The sequence below is a fragment of the Streptomyces sp. H27-H5 genome, assembly GCF_026627505.1.
GTDB lineage: Bacteria > Actinomycetota > Actinomycetes > Streptomycetales > Streptomycetaceae > Streptomyces.
In genome coordinates, this window is record NZ_JAPNLK010000027.1 from 25,340 (window position 1) to 39,276 (window position 13,937).

General features: G+C 72.7%; 16 protein-coding genes. 11 read left to right on the top strand and 5 right to left on the bottom strand.

Annotation, left to right across the window (positions count from 1 at the left end; all coding sequences use genetic code 11):
• Positions 1 to 23: 23 nt before the first annotated feature.
• Positions 24 to 464, bottom strand: a complete 441-nt coding sequence (locus tag OTB19_RS15810) for a VOC family protein (RefSeq protein WP_267798838.1) — start codon at positions 462 to 464, stop codon at positions 24 to 26.
• A 92-nt stretch (positions 465 to 556) separates the two neighbouring features.
• Between OTB19_RS15810 and OTB19_RS15815 the strand changes: the two genes are divergently transcribed.
• From OTB19_RS15815 to OTB19_RS15825, 3 genes are all read left to right on the top strand, one after another.
• Positions 557 to 1,297 carry a 4'-phosphopantetheinyl transferase family protein gene (locus OTB19_RS15815; protein WP_267798839.1) on the top strand — a complete coding sequence of 247 codons (741 nt, stop codon included), beginning with the start codon at positions 557 to 559 and terminating at the stop codon, positions 1,295 to 1,297.
• A gap of 79 nt (positions 1,298 to 1,376) precedes the next feature.
• Entirely contained in the window at positions 1,377 to 1,724 is a 348-nt protein-coding gene (locus OTB19_RS15820) for a VOC family protein (protein ID WP_267798840.1), read from the top strand.
• A gap of 47 nt (positions 1,725 to 1,771) precedes the next feature.
• Complete coding sequence (locus OTB19_RS15825) at positions 1,772 to 2,356, top strand: hypothetical protein (RefSeq protein WP_267798841.1); 585 nt, start codon at positions 1,772 to 1,774, stop codon at positions 2,354 to 2,356.
• Positions 2,357 to 2,458: 102 nt separating this feature from the next.
• On the opposite strand, the gene OTB19_RS15830 is transcribed toward OTB19_RS15825, so the two are convergent.
• Complete coding sequence (locus tag OTB19_RS15830) at positions 2,459 to 3,049, bottom strand: TetR/AcrR family transcriptional regulator (protein ID WP_267798884.1); 591 nt, start codon at positions 3,047 to 3,049, stop codon at positions 2,459 to 2,461.
• A gap of 290 nt (positions 3,050 to 3,339) precedes the next feature.
• Between OTB19_RS15830 and OTB19_RS15835 the strand changes: the two genes are divergently transcribed.
• A complete protein-coding gene (locus OTB19_RS15835; protein ID WP_267798843.1) occupies positions 3,340 to 4,101 on the top strand; it encodes a maleylpyruvate isomerase family mycothiol-dependent enzyme in 762 nt (253 codons plus the stop codon).
• 91 nt (positions 4,102 to 4,192) lie between these two features.
• Here the strand turns inward: OTB19_RS15835 and OTB19_RS15840 are convergent, their stop codons facing one another.
• Positions 4,193 to 4,447: a LapA family protein gene (locus OTB19_RS15840; protein WP_267798844.1), complete on the bottom strand. Its 255-nt coding sequence runs from the start codon at positions 4,445 to 4,447 to the stop codon at positions 4,193 to 4,195.
• Positions 4,448 to 4,574: 127 nt separating this feature from the next.
• On the opposite strand from OTB19_RS15840, the gene OTB19_RS15845 reads away from it, so the two are divergent.
• Positions 4,575 to 5,801: a PP2C family protein-serine/threonine phosphatase gene (locus tag OTB19_RS15845; RefSeq protein ID WP_267798845.1), complete on the top strand. Its 1,227-nt coding sequence runs from the start codon at positions 4,575 to 4,577 to the stop codon at positions 5,799 to 5,801.
• 60 nt (positions 5,802 to 5,861) lie between these two features.
• Here OTB19_RS15845 and OTB19_RS15850 read toward each other — a convergent pair whose 3' ends face one another.
• Positions 5,862 to 6,332 carry a hypothetical protein gene (locus OTB19_RS15850; protein ID WP_267798846.1) on the bottom strand — a complete coding sequence of 157 codons (471 nt, stop codon included), beginning with the start codon at positions 6,330 to 6,332 and terminating at the stop codon, positions 5,862 to 5,864.
• A gap of 496 nt (positions 6,333 to 6,828) precedes the next feature.
• On the opposite strand from OTB19_RS15850, the gene OTB19_RS15855 reads away from it, so the two are divergent.
• From OTB19_RS15855 to OTB19_RS15865, 3 genes are all read left to right on the top strand, one after another.
• Positions 6,829 to 7,629, top strand: a complete 801-nt coding sequence (locus OTB19_RS15855; RefSeq protein WP_267798847.1) for an MEDS domain-containing protein — start codon at positions 6,829 to 6,831, stop codon at positions 7,627 to 7,629.
• Entirely contained in the window at positions 7,626 to 8,588 is a 963-nt protein-coding gene (locus OTB19_RS15860; protein ID WP_267798848.1) for a sensor histidine kinase, read from the top strand. The genes OTB19_RS15855 and OTB19_RS15860 overlap by 4 nt, the downstream gene beginning before the upstream one ends.
• A 253-nt stretch (positions 8,589 to 8,841) precedes the next feature.
• A complete protein-coding gene (locus OTB19_RS15865; protein WP_324289631.1) occupies positions 8,842 to 9,204 on the top strand; it encodes a transglycosylase family protein in 363 nt (120 codons plus the stop codon).
• A 290-nt stretch (positions 9,205 to 9,494) separates the two neighbouring features.
• Here OTB19_RS15865 and OTB19_RS15870 read toward each other — a convergent pair whose 3' ends face one another.
• Positions 9,495 to 10,730, bottom strand: coding sequence for an MFS transporter (locus OTB19_RS15870; protein ID WP_267798887.1), 1,236 nt, complete (start codon positions 10,728 to 10,730; stop codon positions 9,495 to 9,497).
• Positions 10,731 to 10,928: 198 nt separating this feature from the next.
• Here OTB19_RS15870 and OTB19_RS15875 point away from each other — a divergent pair, with 198 nt between their 5' ends.
• From OTB19_RS15875 to OTB19_RS15885, 3 genes are read left to right on the top strand one after another with little or no spacing between them, the layout of a single operon-like run.
• Positions 10,929 to 11,969 carry an ABC transporter substrate-binding protein gene (locus OTB19_RS15875; protein ID WP_267798850.1) on the top strand — a complete coding sequence of 347 codons (1,041 nt, stop codon included), beginning with the start codon at positions 10,929 to 10,931 and terminating at the stop codon, positions 11,967 to 11,969.
• Positions 11,959 to 13,119, top strand: coding sequence for a FecCD family ABC transporter permease (locus OTB19_RS15880; protein ID WP_267798851.1), 1,161 nt, complete (start codon positions 11,959 to 11,961; stop codon positions 13,117 to 13,119). Before OTB19_RS15875 ends, OTB19_RS15880 begins: the two co-directional genes overlap by 11 nt.
• Positions 13,116 to 13,907 carry an ABC transporter ATP-binding protein gene (locus OTB19_RS15885; RefSeq protein ID WP_267798853.1) on the top strand — a complete coding sequence of 264 codons (792 nt, stop codon included), beginning with the start codon at positions 13,116 to 13,118 and terminating at the stop codon, positions 13,905 to 13,907. Before OTB19_RS15880 ends, OTB19_RS15885 begins: the two co-directional genes overlap by 4 nt.
• Positions 13,908 to 13,937 lie beyond the last annotated feature (30 nt).

Sequence of the window (13,937 nt, forward strand, 5' to 3'; positions counted from 1 at the left end):
TCGCGGACGCGGGGCCACACCGCTCACGCCCCGGGGACGGACCCGTCCTCGTAGCAGGCGGCATAGGCGGCCGCGGGTGCGATGGGTGTGATGACGTCGATCAACACACCGTCGGGGGCCGCCACGATGAAGTGCCGCTGGCCGAACGCCTCGTCCCGCAGCGACAGTTCCGGCTTCAGACCGGCGCCCGTGACGAGTCGCTCGTACTCGGCGTCCACATCGGCCACCTCGAAGTTGAGGAGCAGGCCCCCCGCCGGCCGACGGAAGGCCTCCGGCACGGTCTCGTGCCCCGCGGCGACCAAGGCGAGTTCGTGGTGCGCAGGCGCCGGCTGCCGCAGGCTGACGTACCAGTCGCTCGTGTAGGTCGTCTCGAACCCGAACAGGGTGCAGTAGAACGCCACGGACTCATCGAGCCGCTCGGTACAGAGCACGGGATAGAAGCCGGTCAGGGCCGAAGACGTCATCACAACACCGTTCAGAGGCGGGCATACGGTCATTTCCTCATAACGAGGCACGGGCCCGGGCGTCACGTCCGCCGCATCGAAGGCAGGCGGACATGGCATCGACACAAAGCCCGTTGCGCGAGGTCCGGATCTGGGCGGTGCGTCGGGAGCCCCCCTGGCCGGAAGGGTTCTCGTTCTCCCTGCTGGACGCGGGGGAACGGGCCAGGGCGGACTCCTTCACCCACCGGCGCGACCGGTCGATGTACCTCGCGGCGCACGCCGGACTGCGGCTGGTGTTGGGCGACCGGCTCGGGATCCACCCCCGCGACATACGGTTCGGCCGGGACCGGTGCGCGCACTGCGGCGGGCAGCACGGCCGGCCGGTCCTCCTCGGCGGTCCGGACACCCTGCACTTCTCCCTCTCCCACTGCGCGGGCATCACGCTCGTCGCCCTCGCCGACGCGCCCGTCGGGGTCGACGCCGAACGACTGCCCGGCCACCGGACGGTCGAGCTGTGCCTGGCGCGGCTGCATCCGCGGGAGCGGGACGAGCTGCTCCGCACCCCCGGGAAACAACGTCCCCTGCGTTTCTGCCGGTTGTGGACGCGCAAGGAGGCGTACCTGAAGGCGCTGGGTACCGGGCTCGGTCGGGGACTGCACCGCGACTACCTCGGGGACGCGAGCGCGGGGCGGCTCCCGGACTGGACCGTCGTCAATCTGTCCTGCGGCCCCCAGGACGGCACGCATGCCGCAGCCGTGGCCGTTCCCGCGGGGGTGCGGACACCCACCGGGCCGTGCGAGCTGAACTGGTCGGCGTACGGGCATGTCCCGGGCCGTACCGCCTCGTTGGAGTAGCGGGGTCGCGTTGACATTCCAACGGTATGTCATTAGGTTCAGTTCGCATACCGTTGGTACGTGAGTGGAGATGGCCCCCATGCTGATCAGCTTCTGTCCGGTGATCTGCACCTCACGGCCAGTGGAATCCCGCGCGTTCTACAGCAGGCTGTTCGGCTTCACCGCCACCCACCCGACCGAGTGGTACGCCGGCCTCGGCCGGCCCGGGCGGCACCACGAAATCGCCCTCGTCGACCACGGTCATCCCGCACTGCCCGAGGAGTTCCGCACGCCGGTGCGTGCGGTGCGGATCACCCTGGAGGTCGACGACCGGGCGGGGGAGTGGGAGCGACTGGCCGCCCTCGGGGCGCGGCGGTCCCCGGACGGCGGACATCTCGTCGTCAGGGATCCCAACGGGGTCTGGATCGACGTCGTCGCACCGAACTGACCGGTCGCCGGCCGAGGGGGCCGCTCGTCGAAGGGGGAAGCCGAGTCGTGCCCGGAAGAATCGATCCCGCCGTGGCGGCCGCGATCATGCGTGCCGCCGGACTCGAACCGCTGGAGCCCTACCCCGGGTCGCACACGGCCTGGAACTGCCGCTGTCTGAAGAGCGCGCACACGGTCGCGTCCACCCTCGGCTCGGTGCGCTCCGGCCGTACCTCCGGTTGTCGCCGGTGCGGCCGGGCCGCCGCCGACGAGCGAAGACTGGCCGCCGGTCGGGAACGAGCCGAGGCGGACATGCGCGGTGCCGGGTTCGAGCCCCTCGACCCCTATCCGGGCGCCGGAGCACGATGGCGCAGCCGCCACCTGGCCTGCGGGCGGGTCGTCCACCCGCGGCTGTTCGGGATACGGGCGGGCAGCGGCTGTCTGGTCTGCGCCGGACGCGCACCGGTGGATCCGACGGTCGCCGAGGCGGACATGCGCGCGATCGGCATGCAGCCGCTGGAACCCTTCGCCGGCCGGGTGCGCGACCCGTGGAAGTGCCGGTGTCTGCGGTGCGGCCACATCGGCGCACCGACCCTCGACAACATCCGCGGCGGGCAGGGCGGTTGCCTGAACTGCGCGAGGCGCGCCCGATAGGCGCGGCATCGGGGCGGAGTCCGGGGCGCGCCGCTCCGTCGACGCCCGGCGCGCCGGCCCGGACCGGGCCCGCACGGCCGGGCGCCCGGTGCGCACCCGGGGTCACCTCGCGCGGAGCGCCTCCAGCATCCGTGCCAACGCCTGCCGCGTGTCCGTGAGATCGGCGGATTCCTCCGACGCGGCCAGCCACAGCACCGCCTCGTTCATGGCCCCCGAGAGCAGGTGCATGAGTGGCGCGACCGGCTGCGCGGGGATCGTGCCCTCGTGGATGAGCAGGGTGAGCGCCTCGGTGAGGTGACGGCCCGAGGTGGCCTCGTTCATGGCCCTCCATTCCCGCCAGCCGAGCACGGCCGGCCCGTCGACCAGCATGATGCGCTGGAGCGCGGGATCGGTGGAGGCGCTGATGAACGCCTGGCAGCCGTGCGCCAGTTGGTCCCAGGCATCCTCCTGGGCGTCCGCCGTCGCCGCGATGTGCGCGGCGACCTCCTGCTGCACCTGCTCCAACGCGGCCCGGAACAAGTCGGCCTTGCTGTCGAAGTGGTGGTACAGCGCGCCCTTGGTCACCCCGGCGGCCCGGACGATCTCCGACAGGCCCACGGAGGCGTACCCCAAGGTGGAGAAGAGGCGCCGACTCTCCCGCAGCAGAGTGAGTCGCGTCTGCTCCCGCTGCTGCGCCCGAACCCCGCTCGTCATCGCCACGACCCCCGTCTTCGGCCATTTGAAGCCACGTGCACACGGTACTTCGCCGCCACCGGGGCGAGCGACAGGTGTGCGCCCGTGACCGTGTCCCACTCCGCGGGCGCCCCGGGGGTCACGGGTGTGGCGGCGCGGTGGATCCGCCCCGCACGGGCGTGGGGCATTCACCGGAAGTTGACACCCTCGACGTCCGCGCATTAGGTTCAATATGCTTCACACCATGAACTATCAATCCTCTCAAGTATCCTCACTGTCGGGGCAGCATCACCCGAGGGAAGGCGCACGGCATGAACCCGGCCCAGCACGAGGCGGCCGTCGCCACCGAGACCGCCGCACTCGTCACCACGATCACGGCGGCCGACCTCTCCACCCCGGTACCGACCTGCCCCGACTGGACACTCGAGGACCTCACGCGGCACGTCGGAAGCGTGCACCGCTGGTTCACCGAGCTGCTCCGCCGGCGCATTCAGCAGCCGCCGACCAACCGTGAGGTGGACCTGCGCCTGCCCGAGCACCCCGACGCCCTCCCGGACTGGCTGGCCGCGAGCGCGGCGGAGGCCGCCGAGGTGTTCGCCGCCACCGACCCGGACGCACCGATGTGGGCCTGGGGAGTCGACCAGCACGCCCGCTTCTGGGTCCGGCGGATGCTCTTCGAGACCCTCGTCCACCGGGTCGACGCCGAACTCGCACTCGGTCTCACCCCGCACGTCGACCGCGCCCTGGCCGTCGACGGCATCGACGAGTTCCTCACCAACCTCCCGTTCGCCTTCCCCTTCGCACCGCTGACGGCCCGACTGCGCGCCGCCGACCGGACCCTTCGTCTCAGCTGCACGGACGGCGACGAGGCCTGGACGGTCCGGCTGCGCCCCGACGGCTTCGCCCTGGTGGCCGACGACGCCGAGCCCCGCGCGGCGGACGCCACGGTCCGGGGATCGGCCGCCGACCTCCTGCTGGCCCTCTACGGGCGTCTGGACCATCGAAGCGCGGCGTTCCACCTGCTCGGCGAGGCGGACCTGCCCGCCCACTGGTTCGCCCACTCGGCCTTCTAGGTCGTGAGCCCCGGCCCTTCACACGCGGGCCGTCAGTCGAAAGCCGTCGCCGCGCTCCCGCGCCGGGGCGCTCCGGTCGGGGACGCGCGCTTCAGCGTCTGGCCCGGCGGCGGGCGATGAGCAGGCCCAGCACGATGCCCGCGAGCAGCGTCACCGTGAGTACGGCCCAGAGGGGGATCGTGACCGTGGGGATCCACATCCTGACGGTCACGGATCCGGTATCGGCCGCGATGAACCAGATCACGAGGGCGACCAGGAGGAGCAGGCCGAGGGTGCGCAACCGCAGGTCCCGGCCCTTGACGGTCAGCGTGGGCGGACCGTGTGACGTGCCGCTTTTCCGCGTCATGGGTCCAGTATCGGGCCATGGGTCCGGTTGATCGACGGGACACCCGCGAGCGCGGGGCGGCGCGAACATCGGCCGGGCCCTATCGTGGGGATCACCGGGGGTGGGCCGGCGCTGAGGCGGGCTGGGCATGACGGATCCGGAGATCGACTACGCGGCGGTGTTCCAGACGCTGCCCGGCATGGTGGCGTTGCTGAGCCCCGACCTGGTGTTCCTGGACGCGAACGAGGAGTTCCTGCGCACCGCCGGTCGCACCCGCGAGCAGGTGATCGGCGGCTACCTGTTCGACGTGTTCCCCGACAACCCGAACCAGGTCGGCGCCAGCGGCGCCCACAACCTGCACGCCTCGCTCCGGCGGGTCCTCGCCACCGGTGAGCGCGACACCATGGCCCTGCAACGCTACGACGTCGAGTCCTCGGAGCGGCCCGGCGAGTGGCAGGAACGGTACTGGAGCCCGGTCAACGCCCCGGTCCTCGACTCCGACGGCCGGGTCGTCCTGATCGTGCACCGGGTGGCGGAGGTCACCGAGCTCATCGTGGCGCGCGGCGCCCCCGACGGAAGTCGCGCCCGGGTCCTGGAAGCCGAGCTGTACACCCGCGCCCGCGAACTGCAGGAGGTCAACGATCGCCTGCGCCAGGCCCACAGTCGCGAACGCGAGGTCGCCCTCGTCCTCCAGGAGGCGATGCTGCCCGCCCCCGGCGACGTCGGCCACCACCGCGCCGCCGTCCGCTACCGGCCGGCCGTCGGCGCCCTCAACGTGTGCGGCGACTGGTACGACCTCGTCGACCTGCCCGGCGACCGCATCGCGGTGGCCGTCGGTGACGTCGTCGGCCACGGCCTGCACGCCGCCGGCGTCATGGGACTGCTCCGCAGCGCCCTCAGTGCCGCCTCTCTCGTCGCCGACGGGCCCGCCCGGGCCCTGGAGGTCCTCGGGCTGTACGCCCGCTCCGTCCAGGGCGCCGAGAACACCACCGCCGTCGAGACGTACGTCGACTGGGAGACCCACACCCTCGCCTACAGCAGCGCCGGGCACCCCCCGCCCGCCCTGCTCCACCTCCGCGGCGACGTCGAGTTCCTCGACCAGGCCACCGACCCCCCGCTCGGTGCCCGCCCGGAACACGTGCCACGTCCCCAGGCCGTCACCGGCTTCGGCGAGGGTGACACCCTGGTCCTCTACACCGACGGACTCGTGGAGCGTCGCCGTGAGGACATCGACGTCGGCCTCGCCCGCCTCACCCGGGCCCTCACCCGTCACCGGGGCAGCGACCCCGAGGGCCTCGCCGACGCCATCCTCCTGGACCTCCTCCCGCCCGGGGGCTCCACCGACGACACCGCCCTCGTCGTCGTCCGACTCTGAACGCGGCGCCGACGGCGACGAGCCGCCCGTGATCCCACGCCGCGACGCGCGACGCAGTCCCTACCAGGTGACGGGCAGGAACCGCAGACCGCTGAAGAACTCCTTGGAGCGCCAGCGCAGTTCCTCCTGCGGCACGGCCGGCCGCAGGCCCGGCAGTCGGGCCGTCACCCGTTCCAGGGCCGTCTGGGCCGGCGGGATCTCGGCCCACAGGGGAAGCGGCGGGTGCGAGGTCGCCACCGCGCCGACGGCGAGGAGCACCAGGTTCTGCCCGAGCGCGCCCCCGATGGCGGTGAGGACGTAGTACACGGCGTAGTACCCCCACTCCCGCCGGTCCGGTCGCCACGAGGGGGCGTAGGGGATCAGGAACTCCAGTGCGACGAGAAGGCCGAGTACCGGGAACTGGAAGAGGAAGGTGGCCATGCCCGGTTCCCCTCCGCGCCACTCGGTGAGGGCGAAGACACCGACGGCGGCGAGCAGCAGGACGGGCTGGGCGGCCACCGCCAGTACATCGCGCGCCGTTGACCGGGGCATGACACTCCCTCATCGAGGTGGTGACGGGGCGGGTCGAGAGATCACTCCCGACGTGACGAGACCGAGGAGGTGATCACAATGTGCAGCTTCAAAACTACGCACGGCAACCACTTCCTTCCCGGCGCACGGTGTCCCGTGGTGTCGGTTCCGTGATCCGCGCACCCCCGGGGCTCGCAACCGGATCTCGCTTCAACCCCGCATATTTCACGCAGTGTTGACGTAGGTGTCAGATGAATCGATTCGGCATTCGCGACGTCGTCGCGCTGCCCCGCACCGGCACCTGCCGGCGCACCCACGCCCCTCGGTCCTCACCCGGAGCAACGCCACGCGCGCACGTCCCGGTCGGCGCCCGGTGCGCGGGGAGCGGTCGGGAGCGGTCGAGCGGCGGGGTGTAAGCCGTCCCGCAGTCGGTCGGTCACCGTTCGTCGTCACGGACGCCCGGTAATGTGGGGTACTCAGGTCGGTGGGACGGGTCGGAAGACCAGAAGGGGGCGAGGTGCGCGCGGCGCGGACATTGGCGACGCTGGACGAGGTCGAGCTCGGTGACCATGTCTGCCGGCTCATGCGGCCCTCCGCGACGTTGCTCTCGGACGCGCGGGCCTACGTGGCCGACGGAGCCCTGTACGGCGACAAGGTCCTGGTCATCGGCCCCACCGGCTTCCCGCGTTCCGCGAAGCCCCTGCCGTCCGCCGCGGTGATCCTCGATTTCCCCAGGGCGGCGGATTCCGAGTCGATCCTCGCCGCGGTCCGTCGGGAGGTCCGTACCGCCACGAGCCAGGGATTCCGTTCGGTACGCGTCCTCACCGAGCGCGTGCCCGCGTCGGCGCCCGACGGGGCCGAGGACCTGCTGGCGCAGGAACTGCGGCTCGACGAGTTCGCCGCGGAGAGCGGCGCCATCGTCGTCTGCGCCTTCAGACCCTCGCTGTGGGACGCGGCCGCGTTGGAGCGGATCGCGTGCGTGCATCCGCACGAGATGGGCACGCGCGCACAGCGTCCGACCTTCCGGATGTTCAGCACAGGCGCCGACGGGTGGAGCGTGGACGGAGTGATCGATTCAGACTGCGCGGCAACGTTCAACGCCGCGGTGCGGGCCGCTGTACGGAACACGCCGAAGATCAGGCTTCGCTTCGACACGCTCGAAATGATCGACGCCGCCGGGATGCACGCACTTGTCGACGCCGCCCGCCACCTTCCGGACCGCCGTATTCTGGTGGAGGGCGCCAATGAGACCGTGCGCCTGTGCTGGGAACTCGCGGGCTACGCGGCCCCCGGAGTGCCGGTGGTGATGGCCGCATGAGCACCATTCGTCCCTCGAAGCCGTCCGACCGCGACGGCGACCCGTTCCACCACGAGCTGTACCCCTATCGCGGGGACGCGGAGTTCCTGTCCGGGACCCTGGGCTTCATCCACGAGGCGCTGGAGGGCGGTGAGGCGGTGGTCGTCGCCGTCCCCACGGACAAGGCGTCACTCCTGCGCGGCGAACTCGCCGACGAGCCCGCCGTCACCTTCGTCGACACCACGACGGCCGGACCGAACCCCGGCCGGCTCGTCGCCGCCTGGACGGCGTGGATGAGGGAGCGGGGCGAGGGCGACCGGCCGGTGCGGGGCATCGGCGAGACCGCCTGGCGCCAGGCGCGCAACGCCGCCCACCTCTCGGAGCTGCGCCACCACGAGTGGCTCCTGAACCGGGCCTTCGCGCGCAGCTCCACCTGGTCGATGCTGTGCCCCTACGACGCGGCGGACGAGGACGAGGAAGCCCTGCGGTCCCTGTCCCGCTGTCACCCGCTGATCCGCCGGGACGGGCGGTACGTGCGCAACGACGGCTTCCTCACCGGCGAGGACTACCCCTTCGAGGTCCTGGCCGACCCGTGCGATCCGTTCCAGGAGCTCAGCTACGCGCACGGCGACCTGGCCGCGATCCGCTCGAAGGTGTCCCAGTGCGCGTCCGACGCGGGCGTCCCGCCGGACCGGCTGCCGAAGCTGGCCGTCGCCGTCACGGAGATCGCGACGAACAGCATCCGCCACGGCGGGGGCAACGGAACCCTGCGCACCTGGGCCCAGGACTCGACCTTCCTCTGCGAGTTCCGCGACTCCGGCTACATCCCCGATGTGATGGTCGGCCGCACCCGTCCCGAACCGGAACAGATCGGCGGCCGGGGCCTCTGGCTCGCGCAGCAGTTGTGCGACCTCGTGGAGATCCGCTCCACCCCCGAGCAGGGCACGACGGTCCGCCTCCACATCGACGTACCGAAGTAGCGTCGCGCACGGCTGAGGGCCGCCCGCCGCCGGGTCCCGCGGCCACCCCTCGGAAGCAGGAACGTTTCTGCGCCGGGGTGGCCTCACCGGGGAGCCCGGAGCGTCCGTTCGGGTGGCGTCATTCTTTCGCCGACCGCAAGTACCGCTGGAAGCGTGCCGGCCTGTGCTGTGCTGTGGCCACGACCCGAGGACGGTCGTATGCGGGCCCGCCCGCTGTTCGTGGCAGGTCCGCCCCAACAGCGAAGGAGGACTGATGTCGCGCAACCGGAAGAACCTCCGAAGCCGGAGCATGATGGGCCAACTACTGGCCTCCGCAGTCGTGTTGACTGCGGCTTTCCTGGATGTCTCCGGGGCTCATGCCGCTGCGGTCCACTCCAAACCGAACGCCGACTGGGACGCCATCGCCCGCTGTGAGTCCGGCGGGAACTGGCGGACGAACACCGGCAACGGCCATTACGGCGGCTTGCAGTTCACCCAGTCGAGTTGGAACGCGGCAGGGGGCCGCAGATACGCACCACGCGCCGACCTCGCCACGAAGGCGGAGCAGATCGCCACGGCGAAGAGACTCGCCAGGATGCAGGGCATGGGGGCCTGGACCTGCGCACGCCGCCGCTGAGGGCCCAGGTCCCGACAGGGCGGCGGGGGCCGCCCTGTCGGGGAGGTCTCGGCCGGACACGCCGACGCCCGGCGTGGGTTGACGGGCCCGACCGAGCCACCGCTCCACCTCCCTGCCACCTCCCTGCCACCGCACCGCCTTGCGCCGCCTTGCGCCGCACGGGCGTCGACCCGGCGCAGAACAGGCGGGGTTGGGGCGCGCCGGCCCGTACGGATCGCCGCGCGGGCGCGGTCGGCGCCGACGCGGGTGATGGCGGGGCCCCGGCCGGGACGGCGACCGGGGCCGTTCGGTCAGTCGGCGGCCGTGGACGGGCGCCCGAAGTGGCGGGCCGTGGGTGCCAGCGCCGCGGCGGCGGGCACGAGGAAGCAGGCCGCGGCGCAGACGGCGAGCACCGGTGTGACCCCGAAGACGTCGATGGCCGGGGCGATCAGGGCGAGGCCGACCGGGGCCAGGCCGTAGGAGACGAGGAAGTCCAGGGAGGAGACGCGCGCCAGCTTGTCCGGGGCGACCTCGCGCTGGGCGGCCGTGAACCAGGGCACGTTGAACAGTTCGATCCCGATCCCGGCCACCACGTAGGCGGCGATGACCACCAGCGGGTGCACCGGCAGCATCAGGCTCAGCGGTGCGAAGCCGTAGGCGGCCAGGCCGGCGAACGCCATCCAGCCAGGGGAGCGGGGCCGCCGGCGTGTGGTGAGGAGGGCGCCGCCGAGCGCGCCGACCGTGTAGGCGGTCATGGCCGCGGCGAGGACCCACTCCGTGCCGTAGCGGTCGCGGCTGATCAGGGGCAGGGCGACGCTGGTGGCGGAGTAGCCCAGCGCGACGACGGCCGTCAGGGCTCCGAGCCCGGCGAGGAACCAGGGGTGGCGTCGGGCCTCGCGTATGCCGTCGATGAACTCGGCGCGGAAGGACACGTGCGGCGGCCGCTCGGTGGACGGATCCGGAGAGGCTCCCCGGCCCGGCACGAAGGCGGCGACCAGCCAGAGCAGGCCGATCCCCCACAGGAGCGTCCGCACGTCGACGAAGCCCGCGAGCAGCGCGGTCAGGGCGGGCCCGGCCAGCGTGGAGGTCCGTACCGAGAGGGACATGGCGGCGTTCGCCCGCTGTCGGCGATCCGCGTCGACGACCTCGGCGGTGAGGGCCTGGAAGGCGGGGCGGCAGGCTCCCTGACCCGCTCCCGCGAGGGCCGCGGCGACGGCCATCAGGACGAGTGAGCGGCCGAGGCCGACCGTGAGGAGAGGGGCCGCGACCGCCGCCGCCAGGGCCGACCAGAGCACGACCGCCCGGCGGGAGTGACGGTCGGCCAGTACCCCTCCGACGGCGACGGCGCCGAGGAACCCCGCGGTGCGCGCGGCGAGGACCAGTCCGAGGCCGGCCGCGCCGAGTTCGCGGTGCAGGACCGCCAGGCCCAACACGAAGGGCAACGCCCAGGTGGCGAGTCCGGACGCGGTGGTCCCGGCCCACAGGCGCAGGAAGGCGGGGTCGCGCAGGACGGAACGCGGGGGCGGCGGGGCGGTCCTGGGTGTCATGGGGGCGGGTGTGGTCGTCACGGTGCGGTGCTCCTCATCGGTCGGCAGGGGTCGGGTCGCGCCTCACGAAGGCCGCCCCGGGGGTGTTAATGAAAACGATAACCATTACAGTACTCTTCGAACGTGGTGCTCCTGCCCCGTGGGCGACCACGGCAGTGCACGGCGACAGCCACGCCCTCTTTCCGATCGGAGACTCGAATGCGTCCACGCCACCGCGCCCGGCTCGTGACCGCGGCCACCCTCACCCTCCTTCTCGCGACCGGCGGTTGCTCGACCGCCGGCGACGATCCTGCGGCCGCGGGCGACGACCCCGCATCGCCTGCCAGGGGAGCGTCCGTCACCAGCTGCGGGCGCGAGCTCGACCTCGGCGAGCCCCCGAAGCGGGCCGTCGCCCTGGACCAGACCTCGACCGAGACCCTGCTCGAACTCGGACTCCAGGACCGGATGGCCGGGACGGCCAACCTCAAGACGAAGATCCCCGATCGGTACCGGGACGCGTACGCCGCGATCCCGGTCATCGCCCCCAAGATCGCCACCGGCGAGCAACTCCGCGCCGCCGCGCCGGACTTCGTCCTGGCCGGTTCCGCCGACCTGTACACCGGCGACCGCGCGGGAACCCGCGAGGAGTTGGGCGCCCTCCACGTGCCCACCTTCGTCAGCGCAGTGGACTGCCCCCGGTCGCACGAGCCGGGGAAGACCCCCTTCGAGCTGCTCTTCTCCGACTACGAGCGGCTGGGCAAGGTCTTCGGTGTCGAGGAGCGGGCGGCGAAGCTCGCCGAGGGGCAGCGCGCCGCCGTCGCGAAGGCCGGCGAGAACGCCTCCGCCGCCGCCCGCGACGGCAGGAAGCCCTCCGTCGTCTACCTCTACTCCGTCTTCAACGGCATGCCGTACGTCGCCGGGAAGACCGGCCTGCCCGGCGAGATGAGCCGGATCGTCGGCGCCAGGAACGCCTTCGACGACGTGAACGAGGACTGGCCGGAGGTCTCCTGGGAGGAAGTCGCCAAGCGGGCGCCCGACTTCATCGTCATCGGCGACCTGTCCGAGCGCGGACGCCCCGGTGACAGCGCCGCCGAGAAGCGGGCCGCGCTGGCCGCGGACCCCCTGGTGTCCAAGCTGCCGGCGGTACGCGACAACAAGATCATCGTGGTGCCGGGCATCGAGCTGGACCCCTCCGTGCGCTCCGTGCACGCGCTGGGCCTGCTGGCCGAGGGCATGAAGGACCTCGGGCATGTCCGCTGACCTCGCCGGCCCCCCGGGACCGTCGGACCTGCTGCACCCGACCGCTCGCGGGGAGGAATCGTCGGCACCCGCCGCCGGGACGACATCGCCCGGCGTCGGCACGACCACGGCCGGCGCCCCGCCACCGGTGGGCCGGACCTCACCGGTCCGGGCGTGGCCGGTGGTCGGCGCCGTCCTCGTACTGGCCGCCTCCGTGGCGGTCGCCCTGCGCATCGGTACCGCCCCCGTGGGATGGGGCGACCTCGCCCGCGTCCTGGGCACGCACCTCGGCCTGGGCAGCGAGCCGCTGCCACCGCTGACCGACTCGCTCGTCTGGGACCTGCGGCTGCCGCGGGTCCTGATGGCCGCTCTCGTCGGCGCCTCCCTCGCCGTCTGCGGCACCGTCCTCCAAGCCGTCACCCGCAACGCGCTCGCCGACCCGTACCTGCTCGGCGTGTCCTCCGGCGCGTCGACCGGAGCCGTCGTCGTGGTCGTCCTGCCCCTGGCCGGCGTCGGCGCCCTCGGGGTCACCGGAGGCGCCCTCGCCGGGGCGCTCCTCTCCTTCGCCCTGCTGACGGTACTGCTGCGCCGCACGGGGCTGGACTCGGTCCGCATCGTCCTGACGGGCGTCGTCGTCGGACAGCTCTTCACCGCTCTGACCTCGCTGGTCCTGATGTCCTCGGCGGACGCCGACACCACGCGCGCCGTCACCCACTGGCTGCTCGGCTCGATGGCCCCCGCCCGTTGGGACGCCGTCGTGGTCTGCGCGATCGTCACACCGCTGGGACTGGTCGCCGCGTGGCTGTGCGCGAACGCCCTCGACGCTCTCGCGTTCGGCGCGGACACCGCCGCGTCCCTGGGGATCGGCGTACGACGCACCCGGATGCTCCTGCTCGTCGTGACGGCCGTGCTGACCTCGGTCGCGGTCGCCACCGTCGGCGCCATCGGCTTCGTGGGGCTGATCGTGCCCCACGGGGCACGGTTCCTCGTCGGCCCCTCGCACCGGGTGCTGCTCCCCTGCGCGGCGCTCGCGGGCGCCGTGTTCCTCGTGTGGACCGACGCCCTGGCCCGCGTCGCCTTCGCTCCCCGGGAGGTGCCGGTGGGCGTGCTCACCGCCCTGATCGGCGTACCGCTGTTCCTCGCCGTCCTGCGCAGGAGGGGAGACCTGTGAGGATCACCGCCGAAGGACTGGGCTGGTCGGCGTCGGGCACCCCCGTCGTACGCGGCGTCGATCTGGACGTGGCCGCCGGCGAGAGCGTCGCACTGATCGGCCCCAACGGCTCCGGCAAGTCCTCCCTCCTGCGCTGCCTCGCCGGGCTGCGCGCGCCCGACGCCGGCACGGTCCGCTACGACGGCCTGCCCGTGCGGGACTGGAGCGCCCGCAGGATCGCGCGCCGGCTGGCCTTCGTCGAGCAGGACTGCGGACTCGACACCGACCTGCGCGTCGCCGACGTCGTCGGACTGGGGCGGACCCCCTTCCGGGACCGCTGGCGCCCTCCGAGCGACACCGACCGGGCGATCGTCGGCGCCGCACTGGACCGCGTCGGACTCGCGGCCCTCGCCGGGCGCTCCTGGAAGTCCCTGTCCGGCGGCGAACGACAGCGCGCCCACATCGCCCGCGCGCTCGCCCAGCAGCCGTACGCGCTGCTCCTGGACGAGCCCACCAACCACCTCGACGTGAAACACCGGTTGGAGCTGATGGAACTCCTGTCCCGCACCGACCAGACCGTCCTCGTCGCCCTGCACGACCTCTCGCTGGCCGCCCGGTACTGCGACCGCCTGGTGCTCATGCGCTCCGGGCGGCTGGTCGCCTCCGGCAGCCCCGCCGAGGTCCTCACCCCCGAGCACCTCGCCGAGACCTTCGAGGTCGACGCCGAACTGACCACCGACCGGCTGGGCCGTCCCGCGCTCGTCTACCACGGCCCCCTCCCCGCCCCCACACCCCGACCCACCCCGTGACAAGGAACCCCGTGACCACCCCGACGACCA